Below are 17019 nucleotides of genomic sequence, written 5' to 3'. Positions count from 1 at the left end.
GTGATTTATGATTCACTGATCATGATGATTTCCGCGTGCGTTTTCGTCAAGACGAGATTTGAAAGACACGTCCTCCTCACACGCCAGTGTTCAACGTTGTCGATTTATATAATTGAAATAAAATGAGAAAATTGTTTTCAACTTGATGCCGGATTGACGCCGAACGTATCTTGACTTTACGATTGATGAGTCATCAGTCATACAAAAATGAAATCCAATTTGAACGAGAGAGACCAATGAGCGAAGTGCAATCAGTCATCGGATATGACATTGTGGCGCCGGCCATATGCCGGATTTCGCTCGACCGGCCGAGCCAGGGCAACGCGCAGGATACGCGCATGACATATGATCTGAACGCGGCGCTGATGCAGGCCGCGCATGATGATTCGGTCCGTGTCATCATCCTGGCTGGCAACGGTAAGCATTTTTCGACTGGCCACGACCTCAAGGACCAGGCGCATGACGCCGTCGTGCGCGATCGTGATCGCATGGGCGTCTACGGTGACATCGATACCGCGACCGTGTCCGGTTACTATGCTTGGGAGCGCGAAGTCTATCTGGACACCTGCCGCCGCTGGCGCTCCATCCCAAAGCCGATGATCGCGGCCGTGCAGGGCGCCTGCTTCGGCGGCGGATTGATGCTGGCCTGGGTCTGCGACCTCATTGTTGCTTCCGACGACGCCTTCTTTTCGGATCCCGTTGTCAATATCGGTGCAAACGGGGTCGAGTTCTTCGCACACGCATGGGAACTGGGCGCGCGCAAGGCCAAGGAAATGCTGTTCACCGCTGATCGCTGGACTGCGCAGGAAGCGCATGACTGGGGAATGGTGAACCATGTCGTGCCGCGCGCTGAGTTAGATAGTTTTACACTTGCGCTTGCGCTAAAGATCGCGGCCAAGCCGGCGTTCGCACTGAAGATGGTGAAAGAGTCGGTCAACGCATCCATCGAGTCGCAGGGTCAAACCGACGCGATCGACAAAGCCTTCCTGTTCCACCAGCTGTGCCACGCTCATAATCGTGTCGAGTTCGGCTCGGTGATTGATCCAAGCGGCATTCCCGAAACGGTGCGCAAAGCCGGTGGGCTGAGCAAGCTGGTGGGGGGCAATCTTGAATGAATCCAGCCATCATCAATCGAGCGTGGAACCGGTTCTAGTGCCCAGGCGCTCGATTTTTGCCATTGACACGGTGATGGACGTGGCGACGCGACGTGATGCCGGTTTGGCCGCGCTGCGCAAGGATGTGCGCGATTTCTGCCGCGATCATTTGCCGGAGGACATTCGCGACAAGGTGCTGAATGGTCGTCTGCTGGACAAAGCCGATCATGTTCGCTGGCATCGCATTCTCGCCACCCGCAACTGGCTGACCGGCCATTGGCCGCGCGAAATGGGCGGGCTCGGTTGGACGCGCCTCGAGCGTTGGGTGTTCGAGAACGAAGTATATCGCGCCGGGTCACCATGGCTGGTTCCGTTCGGCATTACCTATGTTGCGCCAATCCTTTATTCGTTTGGCTCTCCCGAACAACAGCGGCGCTGGCTTGGGCCGATCGCGCGCTCGGAAATCTGGTGGGCGCAGGGCTATTCCGAGCCCAATGCGGGCTCCGATCTCGCCAGCCTGCGCACGACCGCCGTCGATGTGGGTGACGCCTATGTCGTGAACGGGCAGAAAGTCTGGACGACGATGGCGCAGTGGGCGGACATGATGTTCACGCTCGTGCGCACCAGTCCGGACGCACAAGCGCAGCGCGGCATTTCGTTCCTGCTGATCGACCTGAAGAGCCCGGGCGTGACGGTACGGCCGATTGCGTCGATCGATGGCGATCATCATCTAAACGAGGTCTTCCTCGACAATGTGCGGGTTCCGCACGAAAATCTCGTCGGTGAGCCGGGGCGTGGCTGGACCTATGCGAAGGTTCTGCTTGGCAATGAGCGGCTGTTGGCTGCGGAAATTGGCAAATGCCAGCGGATGATGGCGCAGCTGGAGCATCTGCTCCGCACAACCCCCGGCGCCGGAGGGCAGCCGCTGGCAAGCAATGCCGCCTGGGTCCAGCGCGTCGCCGATCTCGGCGCCCGGACCATCGCCCTCGAAGCGCTATGCTACGAGTTGTTTCGCAGCGCGGCGCAAGGCCGCGACCCCGGTGCAACGGCGTCTGTCCTGAAGCTGATCGGCGCCGAGCTTATCCAGGCGATCGCAGTCGCGCTGACCGATGCAGTCGGCTGTGGCGGGCTGGCCGCGCCTCATCGCTCAGACCGGGCGAGCGCCGGTATCGTCGGCGAGTATCTCTATGGTCGCGCGGCGACCATCTATGGCGGAAGCAGCGAAATCCAGCGCAACATCCTCGCCAAAACAGTATTGGAGCTCTAGGTGGCCGTTTTCGCAGATGAGGAACTCGGCCAGTTCGCGGAGATGACGCGTCGATTCGTGGCGGAGAACTATACGCCTGAGCAGCGCCTCGCCTTTTCTCTTGAGGCGCCTGGCTATAGCCGGGCCATGTGGTCGCGCTATGCGGAGTTTGGTTGGCTTGCACTTTCGTTGGCCGAAGAGGAAGGCGGGGCGGGCGGCGGCGCGGTCGAGCTGGGTGTGCTGCTCGAAGCGTCCGGGCGCGCGTTGCTGTTGGAGCCGCTGCTGCCGACGCTGGCGCTCGGCGCTCAGCTGATTTCCCTGCTCGGCAGCGAAACGCAACGGGCGGATTTGCTGCCCCGGATCGCTGCGGGCGAGATCGCTCTTGCTTTTGCGCATTCCGAACCGAATGCAGGTCATGAACGGCTGGTCGTCAATGCTTGTGCGACGGAGAGTGGACTAACCGGCGACAAGCGTTTCGTGCTGCATGGCGCTGAGGCCGATCTTTTGCTCGTTTCGGCCCGCCGCGCGGACGGAGGGCTTGGTCTCTACCTATTGAACGCGGGGATGCCGGGGGTGTCCTTCGAAACCTACCCTTCTCTTGACGGCAGGCCGGCGGCCGATGTCCGCCTTGATAATGTGCCAGCGGAGCCCTTAGGCTCCGGCGACGCCAGCGCCGCTATCGACAGGTTTCTCGATCTGGCCACAACGGCATTGTGTGCGGAGAGCATGGCGATCGTAGCTGAACTGAACGCGGCCACACTGCAATACGCGCGGACGCGCAAGCAGTTCGGCCACGCCATCGGCGATTTCCAGGTGGTCCAACACCGACTGGTAGACATGATGACTGCAGAACAGGAGGGTTGGGCCGTGACCCGCTGCGCGCAATTCGCGTTCGACGATGGCGCCGCCGAGGGTTGGCGGGTTATCTCGGCCGCAAAGGCGCGCGTGGACCGGATTGCGCGCTTTGTCAGTGAGCAGGCGATCCAGCTTCACGGCGGCGTCGGCATGTCGGAAGAGCTGATGGTTGGGCACTATGTAAAGCGGCTCATGTTGAACATGACCATGTTCGGAGATGCCCAGTGGCATCTTGGCCGGCTGGGACAGGATTTGTGACGCGTATCTTCTCGATGCGCCAAGTGCCCGAAGCGGACGTGTATCGCGCCAGCGGAGCTTGGGTTTCCCGGACAATCGCGGATGATGCGTGGCGTCGTGCCGATTCCGGCGACGATGAGGACATCTTCCTGGGCGGAGACCGTCCCAGCAGCATCGGCACTCTCGTCAGCGAAGCCGAGAACCTGGCGGCAGCACTTTTCGACTTGGGGCTGCGCACCGGCGACGTTATCAGCATGATGTTGCCGAACTGGCTGGAAGCCGCAACAATCAACCTCGCCGCTGCAATGGGCGGCTTCGTCATCAATCCGATCGTCCCCATCTATCGCGAGGCGGAGACCTCGCTCATTCTGGAGGACTGTGAAAGCCGGCTGATCTTCGTGCCAACGCTGTTTCGGCGTTTTGATTACGTGGGCATGATGGCGCGAATTCAACCGCGACTGCCTTCACTAAGCCACTTCGTCACCGTGCGCGGCCGTACCGACAATGCTCTGAGCTATGAGCAACTGCTGGCTGGCGCGCGGAGCACGCGAGCCAGGTTTCCGAAAGTCGATCCCGCCGCGCTCAAGATGGTCATGTACACGTCGGGCACGACCGGTCGCCCCAAGGCCGTTCTGCACAGTCATGAGACGCTCGCCAGAGCCGTCGCGGCGAGCGCTGAACACTGGCGAATAGGTATCGGCGACGTCGTGCTGATGCCGTCCCCGGTTACGCATGTCAGCGGCTATTCAAACGGCCTCGAACGGCCTTTCCTTGGCGGCACGTGCACGGTACTTATGGATGAGTGGAATGCCGACGAGGCCGTGCGACTGATTGACCTTCACGGTGCGACCATGACGGTGGCGGCAACGCCGTTTCTGCAAGAGCTTGTCGAAGCAGCGGAGCGGGCCGGCTCGCGACTGCCGTCGATGCGCTGTTTTGCCTGCGGAGGCGCGGCCATCCCGGCGTCACTGATCCGCCGCGCCAACGCGGTTTTCGCGGAATCAGCGGCCTTCCGCGTTTATGGGAGTTCCGAGGCGCCGTTCGTGACGCTCGGCTTTCTTGGCACAAACACGCGCGAACTCGCCGCCACCACGGACGGCGCAGTCGTGGACTATGACGTCCGCATCGTCGACGAGAATGACCGGCCGCTGCCAAGCGGAGCCGACGGCGAAATCCTCGCCAAAGGGCCCGCCCTATTCATGGGTTATGCGGACGCCGCGCAGAACGCCGAGGCTTTCACGGCCGACGGCTATTTTAGGACAGGCGATATTGGGCATGTAAATGGTAGCGCGCTCATCATCACCGATCGCAAGAAGGATCTGATCATCCGCGGCGGCGAAAATATCAGCGCCAAGGAGATCGAGGACGTACTGCTTCATCATCCCGATATCTCGGAAGCTGCCGTTGTCGCCATGCCGCACCCCCGCCTTGGCGAAGGCATTTGCGCGTTCGTGGTTGTTCGCGGCGACGCTTCCCCAACCATCCCGGACCTGCAGCATTTCCTGTCCGAGCGTGGCTTGGCCCGCCAGAAAGCACCGGAACGGATCGAAGTTCTGGAAGAATTGCCCCGAACGGCTTCGGGAAAGGTCCGCAAAGACGTGTTGCGATCTCAAATCGCATCGGCGATTGCAGATGAACGTGAGCACTTAGCGGAGCAAGCCAGACATGCGTAACAGCGAAGCCGCTGCAGGCACAGCCCCCCGCGTCCGTTCGCGGCCTGCGAAGCGTGAGCCGTCGCTCGCGAAAACGCAGCGCAACGAGCAAACTCGGATCAAGCTGATCGAAGCGGCCGGCAAAACGATCGGCAAATATGGCTATGCCGGCTGTTCGATCGCCCGCGTGACGGCCCGTGCCAAGATTGCACACGGCGCTTTCTACCTGCACTTTTCGTCGCAAAAGGACCTGTTCGATACGGTGCTGCCAACGCTGGGCGCGTCGATGCTGCAAATCATCGGCCAGGCCATTCGGCATCCGAAGGACATTCTCGACCTGGAACGCCGCGGGTTCGAAGCGAACTTCGATTACCTGACCAAGCATCCATATATGTACCGCGTGCTGACCGAGGCTGAACTTTACGCGCCGGCGGCATTTCAGCAACATATGGACAAAATGGTGACTGGCTACGCCCGCTCGCTGCGCCGCAGTCGCTTTTCACGTTATATTGATGATTATCCAGATGAAGAGCTGGAGACGATCGCGACAATGTTAATTGGTGCCCGCACCCATCTGCTGATGCGCTACGGAGTTGTGAACAATACAGTGACTTCGCTACCGCCGGGTAAGCTTGAGGTTTATCTGAAGTTTGTTTCTCATGGCCTGGGCGGATTCGGCCAGGCCGCGGTCGCCGGCGATCAGGACGCGGAATGAGAGACGCCTCCAGACCGCTGCGCGGCAAGAGCGCACTCGTCACAGAGACCTCATCAGGCTTAGGCTGTAGTGACGATTTAATTATATGATCCAAAGCATGATGCTTGCGAGTTTGAGGAAGCCGAGGAAATTTGCGGCGAGTTTGTCGTAGCGGGTAGCGATCCGGCGCCATTCTTTGAGTTTGGCGAAGAAGCCTTCGATGCCCCAACGCTGCTTGTAGGCGATGCGGTCATAGCGGTGCTGATGTTTGCGATGGCGGCGGGGCGGGATGACCGGCTCGCCGCGCGATCGGCCAAGAGCCTGGGCTTGAGCGCCCTCCTTTTTATCCGCGCCCCGGCCGCTTGGGCCTCGGCACGGACCACGGTCGCATCGATCGCCAGCCACTCAATGTCGGGATCCTCCGACACGGCCTCGAATATCCGGTCGATCACACCCTGCTCGACCCAATGATAATAGCGACGCTTGGCCGTCTGATAAGGACCAAACCGCTCGGGCAAATCACGCCAGCGACCGCCCGAACGGGCCAACCATAACAACGCATCGAGAAACCGGCGCCCATCGCTGAGTGGACCGCGCTTGCCCTTGCGCCCACCAGGTACAAAAGCCCGCAGCCGCTCCCACTGATCGTCCCGAAGAACCTCGCCTTTCACACCAGCCTCCAAAAGCCAGTGTTGAATCAGAAATCTTCCACGCCGTGAATCCCTAAAATGTCACCATCCCTAGAGCCTCAGAAAATTAAATCTGGATCGCCAAACCGTTATGATAAAGGTACGCTGGGGAACCGGAGCGCAGCGTCCCTAAAGGTACGTGAGCCAAGGCAAGCGGAGAAAGCCGCCGTTTGCAGCCCGACATAGGCCGAATCCCCACACACCCCAGATTTGACGATGATCTGACGGAGCGTTCGCGCGGCCGCTGACGCTGGCGGCCTAGAAGGGCACGTGTCGGTGGTGGTGGTCGCAGCCGCTGCCGGCACGTTGTTCTCTTCGAAAGCACCAAACCATGCCGTCCGATCTCAAGCGCATCCTCATTGCCGCCGCGCTCGCCGCCGCCGCGTTCAACGCCACCGCGCCCGCCGGACGTGCTGCCCACATGCCCGCCGCGTCGCCCATGCCTGCCGTCGCCGAAATGGCTCCGCCCGCGCTCATCGCCGAGCACCGGCCGAGCCGCATCAGGATCGGAAAGTGCGCTGAGGAGGATGGCGTTCCTTTCACCAGCCTTGTGGAAATATGACGTTTGCCGTCTTTAGCGCTGGCGCTTTCACGCCGCTGGACGTAGGCAAAAGCCCTGATTCCAGCAGGCAGGAGGCAGAAACCCATGAGCATACCCCCGACGATCACACGCGTTGAGCTCGGCGGCTCCAGCGACCCGACCTTCATCATCAAGGATGGCGAGACGTATTACGTCACCCAGTCGGTCGCGACTTACGATCTCGCGAAAGCCCAGACCGCGCAGGAAAAGACCGACGTCGAAAATCTCGTCCGCATCTTCGAGGCCGCGAAGAAGGCCGGCGATTCGGTTGAGGCGGTGAAGCTGCCGAAGTCCAACAACGTCATGGCCTTCCAGCAGACCTGGGGCGGCGGCAAGTAAAACGGGCCACCGGTTCGTGATGCACGGAGACGCTGCCGGAGCCCGGCAGCGCGCGGTTCGTTATGGCCCGACGGCGCCCGCATGGCTGACGCTGGTGCCGCCCTCCGACCGCTGGCGGCAGGTCGATGCCGCCGAAATGCTGGCACGCCTTGGCCCGGTGCTCGATTGGGGCGGCGTTACCCGGATCGGCGAGGTGACGCACCTCGACCGCATCGGTCTGCCGGTGTTTCAGGCGGTGCGGCCGATGAGCCGGTCGCTCGCCGTGCATCAGGGCAAGGGGCGGTGCGAGGCCGACGCGCGCATTTCTGCAGCGATGGAAGCAATCGAGGGAGCCTGCGCGGAGTCCGTGCAGGCCGACGGGCCTTTCTGCCGTTTTGACGATCTTCCCGAAGAGGTGCGCCTGCCCCGCTTCCTCGATTATGGCGAGGTGCGGCCGAGCCGCACGCAGTGGCCGGACGCACCGATCCGCTGGCACGCGGCGGAACGCTTCCCCGAAGGCGGCCGCGTCTTCGTGCCCTTCGATACGGTTTCGGTGGATTTCACCTTCGATGGCGACAGTCCCTTCGCGCGCTCGAGCCTCGGCCTCGGTGCCGGGGCGACCCTTGAGGACGCCACGCGCGCGGCGCTTTTCGAACGCATCGAACGCGACGCGCAGGCCTATTGGCTGAAGAGCGGCATGGCCGGGCAGGCCCGCGCGCGCGTCGATCCGCAGACGATCGAAGTCCCGTGGTTCCACGCGCTGGTCGATCATCTCGCGGACCTCGGCATCGCCATTGCCGTCTATGTCGTCGAAGGCGTCGGCCGGCTGCCCGTCGTGATGTGCCGCCTCGACGATCCCGGTTATGCGCCCTCGTTTCTCGGCGCCGCGTGCCGCCCAGATCCCGACGACGCGCTGTTCCGCGCCTTTGCAGAGGCAGCGCAGTCGCGCCTCACCATCATCAGCGGCGCGCGCGACGATATCACGCCCGAGGAACCCACGCAGGCCGGCCACCGCGCACTCGGCGCGCCGACCGGTCAAAGCACGGACTGGCGCCGCGTGCGCGATGCCTATTCGACGCGCCCTTCGCTCGATGCGCTCTGCACGCGCCTTGCGGAAGACGGCGTGCGAAACATGCTGCGATGCGACCTCTCGCCGCCCGGCGTCAGCGTCGTGCGGCTCTGGATTCCAGGCCTGCTGGGCGCCGAACAATGCCTCTAAGCGTCTACATCGGCCCCACGCTCCCCCCCGAAAATCGCCCCGCCGCCGACAACATCATATACTTCCCCCCCGCCACCGCCGGAGACCTGCTCGCGCTTGCCAAACAGCCGCCGCACCGCGTCCTCCTGATCGACGGCATCTTCGAAGCCGCGAGAGCGCCGTGGCACAAAGAGATCCTCGTGCTCCTCGCCGAGGGCTTCGATGTCTGGGGTGCCGCCAGCCTCGGCGCACTTCGCGCCGCCGAGCTTCATCCTTTCGGTATGCGCCCCCAAGGCGCCATCGCAGAGGCTTATGCCGCCGGAAGAATCATCGGCGACGATGAGGTCGCCGTCGCCCACGCCCCGGCTGAGTTCGGCCACCGCGCGCTTTCGCTCGCGCAGGTCGACGTGCGTGCCACGCTCGCCGCAGCACTCCGTGTCCGCGTGCTGGCCGGGGACGAGGCTCGTCGCATTCGAGCCGTGTCGCACGGGCTCTTCTTCAAGGACCGCACGATACCGGCGCTGATCACCGCCGCCGCAGATCTGCTACCGACCCCCGAGCGTTTCATCGCATGGTTGCCGACAGGCTTCGTGTCGCAAAAGGCCCGCGACGCACAAGGCGCCATCACTGCCGCCGTCGATGCTCCGTTCACGGCCTGCCGCCACGAGCCGCCACCCGAAACGCTGTTTCTCAAGCGGCTTCGGGATGAGCGTCCCTGAGTACGGGATTGAGGTAGGACGAGAACAGCGACCAGTGTTCGGGTTTCCGGAACGGCAGGTGCGTGTGCAGCCACGACACCATGTTCCCGTCCGTCATCGGCACATCGGGCGACCAGATCGCCGCAATACGCCGACGCCACGCCGCCGCCATCGTCGGCCCGGCGGGATGCCCGACCGCACAGCTTGCCAGTACGCCGTAGAGATCGGCAAACAGCGTCGGTTCCACGATAAGGTCGAAATAGGCCACGGCCTCGTCGGGCTTCCGCTGCATCAGCTTCAGAAAGCCGAGGTCCTCGAAAAAATTGTCGTTAGGCAGCGGATCGAGATCGAGACAGCGCTGCAGGTAGTCGCCGCCCTTCGCATGTTCGCCAAGGAAGATGAGGCCGAATGCGGCCTCCTTGATCCGCTCCGAATGGTAGGGATTGAGCTCCACCGCCTTTTCGAAATGCGCGCGCGCGGCGTCCCATCCGCCGCGCCAAAGCTGGCACCAACCCATCACCGTGTAACCGTGGATATGACCGCGATCGAGCGACAGCGCGGTCTTCGCAAGCTCGAAGGCACGTACCCGGTTCGGCGCTGGATCGATGCCTGCGATCTTGTAGAAATAGTTGGTGTTATAAAGCCGGATGAGATGCGGATAGGCCACCGCAAGCTCCGGCGCGTCTGCGATCACGCCTTCGAGAAGGTCGGCCGCCGCTTTCGCTTCATGGAGCGTGGTCGCCGTTCGGGCGCGGTGTCGGGCGACGAGGTAGCGGTCGTACACGGCGCTCGGCTGCGCGCGCGGAACCGCATCACGTTCGACGCGCGGCGTTACGGCACCGATGATGCGGTCCACCATCGCATCGATCGCTTCCTGAAGGTCGCTCACCTCGATCGACACGGGATTCGACCAGACGACAGAACGATCGGAAAGGCGCGTGAGCACCGGCGTCACGCGCATGTGCGTGCCCGATTGCCGGAGCGTCGCGGTGAGCGCATAGGCGATCGTTCCCGCGCCGAACATCGTCGCCTCATCCGACGAAGGCATACGGTCTTCCACAAGCACGCGGAGATCCTTGAAGCGGGAGAGCCCCGACAGGACCTCCTCGCGCACACCATCCGCTAGGTGCATCAGATTGCTCGCGAAGCCCGTTTCGACGAATGGGCACACCAGCAGCAGCGGTGGCCCGTCGTGTGCGGGAAGCACAGGAAGGGTGGGCGCTGTCGGCGCAACCGGCTCAGCCACGGGCGTGCTGGCAACGGCGGCAAGCGCGTCGAGCGCAGCGGGGCCGGGCGCCGTGCCCAGTTCGGCAGCGAGATAGTCCCGCAGTTTCTGAAAGCGGCGGTGGGCAATCGGCGCCGCGCCGCGCATCGCATCCGCGCGCATGGCAAGCACCGTGACCTCTTCGTCGCCCGGATCGCGCAGCAGATAGTGATCGGCAATGCGCCGGGCCGACTCCGCATCGCCGGTTTCTATCGCCCGGGTAAGTCCGCGCCGCGCCGCGTCGGCGAGCCGTGCGTCAAAATCGGCGCGAGCGAGCGTCAACCACTCGTCATACTCATCGCTGACGAACAGCCCGCCGAGCGGTTGTTCCCGCCCCACGGTTTCAATCGCATCCGCAATGCTGGCACATGACCCCGCGATCCCCGCCTCAATCTCGGCGAGATCGCTTGTCCAGCCAGGGCCCAGAGAAACGCTTTCCCGGTCCGAAGAGAGAATTTCGATGCCGGTATCGCCCGCAGCGCTGCGCACCTCGAGCAGGCATTGCCGCAGACTTCCGCGCGCCTGCGCTTCCCCGCGATCCCCCCAGAACAGGTCTGCAAGCCGAGCACGCGTGGCTGTATAGCCGCGCGACAGCGCAAGATAGGCAACGAGTGCGCGCGCACGCTTGGAACGCGGCGTGACATCCGCGCTGCCGACGCTGAATCGCACCTCTCCCAGGAGCTGCAAACGCAAATGCACGCCATCGCCGCTTGGCGATGTCTCCCTGTTCACGACCAACCCCGACTGCTTCTTTTTAGAGTTGCACCATTCTGGCACGCGAATTCTTCACGTCAAACGGTGAGTTGCGTGCCTTGGGCGTTGACACACACGCCCGGTTGCCGCAGTCCGTCGCGCGATCCGGCTCCAGGGGGCCGGGCCAGCTTTCCGGAGGATGCCGATGAAGATCCTAGTGCCCGTGAAGCGGGTGATTGACTACAACGTCAAGGCGCGCGTGAAATCCGATCAGTCGGGCGTTGAACTCGCCAACGTCAAGATGAGCATGAACCCCTTCGACGAGATTGCCGTCGAGGAAGCGATCCGCCTGAAGGAAAAGGGCGCAGCGACCGAGATCGTCGTGGTTTCCATCGGCGTTCAGCAGTGCCAGGAGACGCTCCGCACCGCGCTCGCGATGGGCGCCGACCGCGGCATTCTCGTCACCACCGACGTCACCACCGAGCCTCTCGCGGTCGCGAAGATCCTCGCGAAGATCGCCGAAGCCGAAGCCCCGGGACTCATCATCCTCGGCAAGCAGGCGATCGACGACGACGCCAACCAGACCGGTCAGATGCTCGCCGCGCTGCTCGGCTGGGCGCAGGGCACCTTCGCTTCGAAGGTGGAGGTCGCGGGCGACAAGGTGAACGTCACGCGCGAGGTCGATGGCGGTCTTGAGACGCTGAGCCTCAAGGCTCCGGCGATCATCACCACCGACCTTCGTCTCAATGAGCCGCGCTATGCCTCGCTGCCGAACATCATGAAGGCGAAGTCCAAGCCGATCGACGCGAAGACGCCCGACAACTACGGCGTCGATGTCACGCCGCGCCTGAAGACGCTGAAGGTCAGCGAGCCGCCGAAGCGGCAGGCGGGTATCAAGGTCGATTCGGTCGACGCCCTCATCGGCAAACTCAAGGAAATGGGAGCGATCGCATGAGCGTCCTCGTCCTCGCTGAACACGACAACGCCTCGATCAAGGACGCGACCCGCGTCGCAGTGACGGCTGCCGGCAAGCTCGGTGGCGACGTGCATGTGCTCGTCGCGGGCCAGGGCACACAGGGTGCGGCCGACGCCGCCGCGAAGATCGCTGGCGTCTCGAAGGTGCTGCTCGCCGACGATGCGGCCTATGCCAACGGCCTTGCCGAAAACATTGCGCCGCTGATCGAAGGCCTGATGGCGAACTACGACGCGCTCGTCGCGCCCGCCACGACATCGGCCAAGAACATTGCGCCGCGTGTCGCCGCGAAGCTCGACACACAGCAGATCTCCGAGATCACGGGCATCGTCGACGCAAGCACGTTCGAACGGCCCATCTATGCGGGCAACGCGATTGCCACGGTGCAGTCGGGCGACGCGAAGAAGGTGATCACCGTACGCGGCACCGCGTTCGAGAAGGCCGGTGACGGCGGCTCGGCCAGCGTCGAAGCGGTTTCCGGCAGCGGCGACGCTGGTCTTTCGAGCTTCGTCGGCGCCGAGATCGCCAAGCTCGAGCGTCCTGAGCTCACCTCCGCCAAGATCATTGTCTCGGGCGGCCGTGCGCTAAAGGATAGCGACACGTTCCAGCAGGTCATCTTCCCGCTCGCCGACAAGCTCGGCGCAGCGGTGGGCGCGTCGCGCGCCGCGGTCGACGCTGGTTACGTGCCGAACGACTACCAGGTCGGACAGACCGGCAAGATCGTCGCGCCGGAGCTTTACATCGCCATCGGTATCTCGGGCGCCATCCAGCATCTCGCAGGCATGAAGGATTCGAAGGTGATCGTCGCCATCAACAAGGACGAGGACGCGCCGATCTTCCAGGTCGCGGATCTCGGCCTCGTCGGTGACCTGTTCACCATCGTCCCCGAACTCACGCAGAAGCTCTAGGCCATGAAGACGATCGGGGTCATCGGCTCAGGCCTGATGGGCAACGGCATCGCGCACGTCTCCGCGCTCGCCGGTTTCGACGTCATCCTTTCGGATGTCGAGCTGGCGCGCGCCGAGGCAGGCAAGGCGGTGATCGAGAAGAATCTCGGCCGCGCCGTTGCCAAGGGCACGATGCAAGTGGACGAAGTGGAGGCCACGCTCGCGCGCATCCGCCTGACCACCGATCCTGCCGCCTTTTCCGATTGCGACCTCGTTATCGAGGCCGCGACGGAGAACGAGGCAGTCAAGAAGGCGATTTTCAAGGGCCTCGCCCTGAAAGACTCGGCACTTCTGGCCTCCAACACCTCGTCGATCTCGATCACGCGGCTTGCAGCGGCAACGGACCGGCCTGACCGCTTCGTCGGCCTGCACTTCTTCAATCCCGTGCCGGTGATGAAGCTCGTGGAGATCATCCGCGGCCTCGCGACCTCGGACGCCACAACGGCGGCGATGCACGCCTTCTGCAAGGCGATCGGCAAGACCACGGTGGAAGCGCTCGACAGCCCGGCGTTCATCGTCAACCGCGTGCTCTGCCCGATGCTCAACGAGGCGATCTTCGCGCTCGGCGAGGGTGTCGGCTCGGTGGTCGATATCGACCAGGGTATGCGTCTCGGCGCCAATCACCCGATGGGACCGCTGACGCTCTCCGATTTCGTGGGTCTCGATACGCTGCTCAGCGTCATGCACGTGATGCAGGAAGCGACCGGTGATCCCAAGTATCGCCCGGCGCCACTGCTCGTGAAATATGTCGAGGCGGGCTGGTACGGCCGCAAGTCCGGCAAGGGGTTCTACGACTATTCGGGCGAGACGCCGGTTCCCACCCGCTAGACCGAGAGGAGCAGCCCTGCGAGGGCGGCGCTCATCAGATTGGCAAGGCTGCCCGCCACGAGCGCCTTGATGCCGAGCTTTGCGATCATCGGACGCTGGCTCGGCGCGAGGCTGCCGGTCACTGCCATCTGGATCGCGATCGAACTGAAGTTGGCAAATCCGCACAGCGCGAAGGTGACGATCGCCACCGTGGCGGGGGACAGCACCGCCTGCTGCGCGCTGAGATCGATGTAGGCGACGAACTCGTTCAGCACGACCTTGGTGCCGAAGAGGCCGCCGGCGATCCCGGCTTCGTCCCATGGCACGCCGAGCAGGTACATGATCGGCGCAAAGACGTGCCCGATGAGCTGCTGGAAGGTGAGGCCTTCGAGCCCGAACCAGGCCCCAACGCCTGCAAGCAGCCCGTTCGCGAGCGCAACCAGCGCCACGAACGCCAACACCATCGCCCCCACTGCAACCGCGAGCTTGACGCCGGTCTGCGCGCCCTGCGCCGCGGCCATGATGATGTTCGCGGGCTTTTCCTCGTCGTGGTCGGACATCTCCACGACCTCGCCCCGCGTGCGCGCGAGGTCGGCAGGATCATCGGGCATGATGAGCTTCGCCATCAAGATGCCGCCCGGCGCCGCCATAAAGCTCGCCGCGAGCAGATAATCGATGCTGATCCCCATCGAGGCGTAGGCCGCAAGGATGGTGCCCGCGACGCCGGCCATGCCGGACGACATCACCGCGAACAGTTGCGCGGGGCTGAGACCCGCGAGATAGGGCCGGATTACAAGCGGCGATTCGCTCTGGCCGACAAAGATATTGGACGCCGCGCAGAGCGATTCGACCTTGCTGATGCCGGTGATCTTTTCGAGCGCACCGCCGATCCAGCGGATGACGAACTGCATCACGCCTATGTGATAAAGGATGGCGATGAGCGCGGCGAAGAAGATGATCGTCGGCAGCGCCTGAAACGCGAAGCTCTGCCCGAGGGGATCGCCGAGCAGCCTGCCGAACAGGAATTCGGAGCCCGCACGCGCGTAGCCCAGCAGTTCCCCGACGCCGCCCGACAACCAGGCGAGCACCCGTCGCCCGGCCGGGACATACAGCACCAGCACGGCAATTCCGGCCTGAAGCGCGAAGGCTGCGCTGACGACGCGCAGGCGAATAGCGCGGCGATTGGAAGACAACAGAACGGCGATGGCGAGGATGAGCGCAATACCGCCAAGACCGATCAGTATGCGCATTGTTCCCCCGGCGAATGTCCGCTCCCGAGCGCCAAGCTATATAGCTTTCTCAGACAGCGAAAAGCCGTTAGCAACGTGCACGATGTCGACCGCCGCGCCGCCAATATCCCGCTCGCTTTTCGCGCTCTCGATCCTTTACGGCGGTATGACCTGCATCGCCGGAATTCTCGGCAACAAGCAGGTCGCGCTGGGGCCGCTCGCGGTGGAGGCGGGCATCTTCGCTTTTCTGCTGCTCGTCGTGCTGTCGAGCGCGGTCGCCGAGCTTCATGGCCGCGAGACCGCGAACCGGCTGGTAGTGCTGGGTTTCGTGCCGTTGATCGTCTCGATGCTGCTGATCCTCACCGTGCTCGCCTTGCCCGCCTCGCCAGAGATGGACCCGGATCGGCTGGCCGGTTTCCAGCTCGTGCTGGCGCAGAGCCCGCGCCTGATGGGCGCCGGAATCGTTGCCTACGGCATCTCTCAGTTTCTGAACGTGGGCCTGTTCAGCCTGATGCGCCGCGAAGGCGGGCTGCTGTGGCTGCGCGGCGCGCTCGCGAGCGTCCTTTCGCAGATCGTCGACACGCTGATCTTCATCACGCTCGCCTTCTACGGCGTATTCCCGATTCTCGATCTGATGATCGGCCAGATGCTGACGAAGGTGGTACTTTCGGTCGTTCTGGTGCCGCCGCTGATCCACGGCTTCGTCGCGATCGGCCGGAAACTCGATTCGCGCTAGCGACAGATCGGCGCGTGATCGCCGTCTTCGATCTCGACGGTGGCGTGATCGACATGGAAACGCGATTGCAGCCGTTCGCGAATGGCCTTTTTCACCAGCGCCGAGGAGGCATCCGGGCGAATGCGCGCGTGCAGCGTCGCCATCGGCCGCTCTTCGCTGATCGACCAGACGTGGACGTGATGGATGCTGTCCACCCCGTCGATGTTCGCAGAGAGATCGGCAGAAACCGTGTCCGCCTCCAGCCCCGCCGGCGCGCCTTCGAGCAGGATATGCGCGGCATCCCGGGTCACCGCCCATGCACTGCGAAGGATAATGAGCGCCACGAACACCGAAAGCAGCGGGTCTGCAGCAGTCCATCCGGTATACAGGATGACGATCGCGGCGGTGATGGTTCCGACCGATCCAAGAAGATCGCCCGCCACGTGCGCGAGTGCGCCGCGCACGTTGAGGTTCCCCCGATCCGCGCCGAAGAGCAGCCAGAAGGCGAGAATATTCACGAAGAGACCGGCGACCGCGACGCCCAGCATCGTCGGCGCCGCGATGGCGGGCGGGTTCTGGAGGCGCTCCACGGCTTCCCAGATGATGACTGCGGCAATTGCGAACAGACTGAGTCCGTTCACGAAGGCGACGAGCACCGAGAAGCGATCGAAACCGAACGTCCGTCGCCAGTCCGCCGGCCGCCGTGCCAGCCGAAAGGCAAACCAGGCGAGCGCGAGCGCTGCGAAATCGGTGAGCATGTGGCCCGCGTCCGCGAGCAGAGCCAGCGAGCCGGAAACGATCCCGCCCGCCACCTCGGCAAGCATGAAGCCGCCCGTGAGCAGCGCAGCGAAGCCGACGCGGCGCTCGTTACCCGCGCTCACCGTCGGTGCGTGCGAATGGCCATGGCTGTGGCCATGCCCGTGGTTGTGGTCGTGGTCGTGGTCGTGGTCGTGGTCGTGATCTGTATGCAGGTCATGGTCGCGGCTCATGCTGAAACTCTGACCCCCTTTGTCATTCACGTCAATAAAAACAGTATGTTACGAGATATCACCCCGCGAACGACACGCGGAGGCCGTTCGCAATCGACCGGCGCGAGCGCCCATCATCTTCTCTTCCCCTTTTACGCCCAG

At 63.3% G+C, this 17019-nt stretch carries 16 protein-coding genes and 1 pseudogene; 13 read left to right on the top strand and 4 right to left on the bottom strand.

The annotated features are described in order from the left end of the window. Positions 1–236: 236 nt before the first annotated feature. From AAC014_RS01885 to AAC014_RS01865, 5 genes are read left to right on the top strand one after another with little or no spacing between them, the layout of a single operon-like run. Positions 237–1115 carry an enoyl-CoA hydratase gene (locus tag AAC014_RS01885; RefSeq protein ID WP_339703512.1) on the top strand — a complete coding sequence of 293 codons (879 nt, stop codon included), beginning with the start codon at positions 237–239 and terminating at the stop codon, positions 1113–1115. Next, positions 1108–2361 (top strand): acyl-CoA dehydrogenase family protein, encoded by a 1254-nt coding sequence (locus AAC014_RS01880; RefSeq protein ID WP_339703509.1) that lies wholly within the window; start codon positions 1108–1110, stop codon positions 2359–2361. The genes AAC014_RS01885 and AAC014_RS01880 overlap by 8 nt, the downstream gene beginning before the upstream one ends. Beyond that, positions 2362–3453 carry an acyl-CoA dehydrogenase family protein gene (locus tag AAC014_RS01875; RefSeq protein WP_339703507.1) on the top strand — a complete coding sequence of 364 codons (1092 nt, stop codon included), beginning with the start codon at positions 2362–2364 and terminating at the stop codon, positions 3451–3453. Beyond that, the gene (locus AAC014_RS01870; RefSeq protein WP_339703504.1) at positions 3450–5105 is read left to right on the top strand and encodes an AMP-binding protein; all 1656 of its coding nucleotides are present in this window, start codon (positions 3450–3452) and stop codon (positions 5103–5105) included. Before AAC014_RS01875 ends, AAC014_RS01870 begins: the two co-directional genes overlap by 4 nt. Further along, positions 5098–5799 (top strand): TetR/AcrR family transcriptional regulator, encoded by a 702-nt coding sequence (locus AAC014_RS01865; protein ID WP_339703501.1) that lies wholly within the window; start codon positions 5098–5100, stop codon positions 5797–5799. Before AAC014_RS01870 ends, AAC014_RS01865 begins: the two co-directional genes overlap by 8 nt. A gap of 81 nt (positions 5800–5880) precedes the next feature. Here the strand turns inward: AAC014_RS01865 and AAC014_RS01860 are convergent. Next, positions 5881–6449, bottom strand: a pseudogene (locus AAC014_RS01860) (IS5 family transposase). A gap of 349 nt (positions 6450–6798) precedes the next feature. On the opposite strand from AAC014_RS01860, the gene AAC014_RS01855 reads away from it, so the two are divergent. The 4 genes from AAC014_RS01855 to AAC014_RS01840 all read left to right on the top strand — a co-directional run bounded on the left by AAC014_RS01855 (position 6799) and on the right by AAC014_RS01840 (position 9282). Continuing rightward, positions 6799–7029 (top strand): hypothetical protein, encoded by a 231-nt coding sequence (locus AAC014_RS01855; RefSeq protein WP_339703498.1) that lies wholly within the window; start codon positions 6799–6801, stop codon positions 7027–7029. An 84-nt stretch (positions 7030–7113) separates the two neighbouring features. Next, positions 7114–7386: a hypothetical protein gene (locus AAC014_RS01850; RefSeq protein ID WP_339703495.1), complete on the top strand. Its 273-nt coding sequence runs from the start codon at positions 7114–7116 to the stop codon at positions 7384–7386. Between the two features lie 19 nt (positions 7387–7405). Next, positions 7406–8584 carry a YcaO-like family protein gene (locus AAC014_RS01845; RefSeq protein ID WP_339703967.1) on the top strand — a complete coding sequence of 393 codons (1179 nt, stop codon included), beginning with the start codon at positions 7406–7408 and terminating at the stop codon, positions 8582–8584. Then, positions 8575–9282: a TfuA domain-containing protein gene (locus AAC014_RS01840; RefSeq protein ID WP_339703492.1), complete on the top strand. Its 708-nt coding sequence runs from the start codon at positions 8575–8577 to the stop codon at positions 9280–9282. The genes AAC014_RS01845 and AAC014_RS01840 overlap by 10 nt, the downstream gene beginning before the upstream one ends. Here AAC014_RS01840 and AAC014_RS01835 read toward each other — a convergent pair. Continuing rightward, positions 9254–11257 (bottom strand): BTAD domain-containing putative transcriptional regulator, encoded by a 2004-nt coding sequence (locus tag AAC014_RS01835; protein ID WP_339703489.1) that lies wholly within the window; start codon positions 11255–11257, stop codon positions 9254–9256. The two genes, AAC014_RS01840 and AAC014_RS01835, sit on opposite strands and share 29 nt — an antisense overlap. Before the next feature lie 166 nt (positions 11258–11423). On the opposite strand from AAC014_RS01835, the gene AAC014_RS01830 reads away from it, so the two are divergent. Genes AAC014_RS01830 through AAC014_RS01820 form a run of 3 tightly spaced genes read left to right on the top strand, consistent with a single transcriptional unit; the run spans position 11424 to position 13966 of the window. Further along, on the top strand, positions 11424–12173 hold the full coding sequence (locus AAC014_RS01830) for an electron transfer flavoprotein subunit beta/FixA family protein (protein ID WP_339703486.1): 750 nt from the start codon (positions 11424–11426) through the stop codon (positions 12171–12173). Next, positions 12170–13099, top strand: coding sequence for an FAD-binding protein (locus AAC014_RS01825; protein WP_339703483.1), 930 nt, complete (start codon positions 12170–12172; stop codon positions 13097–13099). Before AAC014_RS01830 ends, AAC014_RS01825 begins: the two co-directional genes overlap by 4 nt. 3 nt (positions 13100–13102) lie before the next feature. Further along, a complete protein-coding gene (locus tag AAC014_RS01820) occupies positions 13103–13966 on the top strand; it encodes a 3-hydroxybutyryl-CoA dehydrogenase (RefSeq protein WP_339703480.1) in 864 nt (287 codons plus the stop codon). Here the strand turns inward: AAC014_RS01820 and AAC014_RS01815 are convergent. Beyond that, positions 13963–15195: a NupC/NupG family nucleoside CNT transporter gene (locus tag AAC014_RS01815; protein WP_339703477.1), complete on the bottom strand. Its 1233-nt coding sequence runs from the start codon at positions 15193–15195 to the stop codon at positions 13963–13965. The genes AAC014_RS01820 and AAC014_RS01815 overlap by 4 nt on opposite strands. A gap of 82 nt (positions 15196–15277) precedes the next feature. Between AAC014_RS01815 and AAC014_RS01810 the strand changes: the two genes are divergently transcribed. Next, the gene (locus AAC014_RS01810) at positions 15278–15910 is read left to right on the top strand and encodes a queuosine precursor transporter (protein WP_339703474.1); all 633 of its coding nucleotides are present in this window, start codon (positions 15278–15280) and stop codon (positions 15908–15910) included. Here AAC014_RS01810 and AAC014_RS01805 read toward each other — a convergent pair. Continuing rightward, positions 15907–16878: a cation diffusion facilitator family transporter gene (locus AAC014_RS01805; RefSeq protein ID WP_339703471.1), complete on the bottom strand. Its 972-nt coding sequence runs from the start codon at positions 16876–16878 to the stop codon at positions 15907–15909. The genes AAC014_RS01810 and AAC014_RS01805 overlap by 4 nt on opposite strands. Positions 16879–17019 lie beyond the last annotated feature (141 nt).

This window comes from uncultured Sphingosinicella sp. (assembly GCF_963974575.1).
Taxonomy (GTDB): domain Bacteria; phylum Pseudomonadota; class Alphaproteobacteria; order Sphingomonadales; family Sphingomonadaceae; genus Sphingosinicella.
The sequence above is the reverse complement of the archived record's forward strand: the minus strand, read 5'-3'. Positions and strand labels throughout refer to the sequence as shown.